The following is a 1,624-nucleotide window of genomic DNA, read 5'->3' as shown; positions in this document are numbered from 1 at the left end:
ATAGAATGTATGTCTGGTTCGTATTTAACACTGGTTAGGTACCAGAACTCTATTAGAGTGTAGTGTCTTTAGTTCGTACGTCATAGCTCCGTTACAGTTTATAAGTATGGGTAAATATAATTTTTTCTGTATGGAATAATCTTCTTATGGTGTGTGGGGTATCAATAGCGGTGTTGCCTGTGGCTATTCGATAGCTGACTTTTGTGAAGATCAGATTACTTCCTGTAAGTGATTGAATGGTGCTTTCTTAAATTCAATTATATTGAGGTGTGTTTTTGCCATTGTAATTATTACTGGTCCTCTGTTTAAGAGAGCCTCACTGTATTCTGAAGTATTACCCCCATTACTGTAATGAGGTAATAAGAAACAGTTTTATCAGGTTGTCTGCATACTGGTTACCCAGTTTATTAATGCAGTGGTACGGCGTTTCTGTACTCTCAGTATTTATGTAATTCCACCTTCCTGTGAGTTTTATAAAGTAAGGACTATAAAATGTATAATGCCAATCCCAATTACGAAATGAATTTCGCGATTCTGAAAGATGTGAATGAACACATGGACGGTATGTTTCAACGTTTTTCTAAACTGTTACCTTTCAGAATTGATTTTGCCTACAGGAAAGACACGCCCAGTTTCGGGCATTCCTGTAAGCACAGTATGTGTATGGAAATATACCGTTTACTTAGCGAAACCCAGACGATGTTGGCAGGATATTACTGGGTTATGGAATATACACCAGACAAAGGGCTTCATATTCATTTTATCGGCTATCTGGATGGGCAACGTCACAAGAACTCTTATCAGATATCCAGGCAACTGGGAGATATCTGGAGGCGGATCACGGAAGGGGATGGTTATTTTCACCTGTGCCGGGCTAAAGATAAATACCCGGTGCGTATCGATCACGTGATTCACTATAGTGATAAGTCTGCGGTAGACGACTTACGTTACGCCCTCAGCTACCTGGCTAAACAGGATCAGAAAGAACACGGTATTATTCTGGGCCGTAGCAGGCTTCCCGAAAAAAGTAACCGCGGCCGACCACGACATAACTGAATTATGGGGGCTTATGTCCGAACTATCGTAAGTTATCGCGTGGATTTGTCGTTAACGTGTGGCTTTGTCCTCAGCGCAGGGGACTATGACACTTCATCTTCTGTGGTGCTACCCCGTGGGGCAGGTACAGATAACGCATATAGTTCATAAATCTGACAGTGATGAATTAGCTGCACTAAGGGCAAACATAACTTGAAGCTCATGGGATTGAATGGTGACGTAAACCGCAGAGCCCTGTGCAGTGCGTTTTCGTATTATCCACCGACGAGAAGGTTGCATTATTTCGTCGGTTGTTTCGCGGGCGTGATGATGTATGGGCCCTTCGATGGGAAAGCAAAACCAGCGGAAAGGGTATTCGTCTACCTGGCTAACGAATGGCTGTTGGGAATATGCAGTAAGCCCTGGATAAAATGTGGGGACTGCGTTCACCGTCAGTTGATCCCTGTATCTGATCTCATCATCTACCTGAGGTAGTGTACAATATGCCGATTGGGGTAATGACTCCAACTTATTGATAGTGTTTTATGTTCAGATAATGCCCGATGACTTTGTCATGCAGCTCCACCGA

Annotated in this window: 2 protein-coding genes and 1 pseudogene; 2 read left to right on the top strand and 1 reads right to left on the bottom strand. The window is 42.9% G+C overall.

Annotated features, from left to right (window positions below):
* The first annotated feature begins 492 nt into the window (after window positions 1-492).
* On the top strand, window positions 493-1,056 hold the full coding sequence (locus tag OQV04_RS24505) for an inovirus-type Gp2 protein (RefSeq protein WP_063120595.1): 564 nt from the start codon (window positions 493-495) through the stop codon (window positions 1,054-1,056).
* A 139-nt stretch (window positions 1,057-1,195) separates the two neighbouring features.
* Window positions 1,196-1,521 (top strand): annotated as a pseudogene (locus tag OQV04_RS24500) (TOTE conflict system archaeo-eukaryotic primase domain-containing protein); the annotation flags it as partial.
* A gap of 43 nt (window positions 1,522-1,564) precedes the next feature.
* Here the strand turns inward: OQV04_RS24500 and OQV04_RS25390 are convergent.
* On the bottom strand, window positions 1,565-1,624 hold a 60-nt coding region (locus OQV04_RS25390; protein ID WP_071528444.1), incomplete at its 5' end, for an IS1 family transposase.

It is taken from the genome of Escherichia sp. Lx600-2 (assembly GCF_036662595.1).
GTDB lineage: Bacteria > Pseudomonadota > Gammaproteobacteria > Enterobacterales > Enterobacteriaceae > Escherichia > Escherichia coli.
The sequence above is the reverse complement of the archived record's forward strand: the minus strand, read 5'-3'. Positions and strand labels throughout refer to the sequence as shown.

Excerpts from the sequence above, each read along its gene's own strand:
- OQV04_RS24505 (WP_063120595.1), top strand. The coding sequence starts at position 493 with ATGTATAATGCCAATCCCAATTACGAAATGAATTTCGCGATTCTGAAA.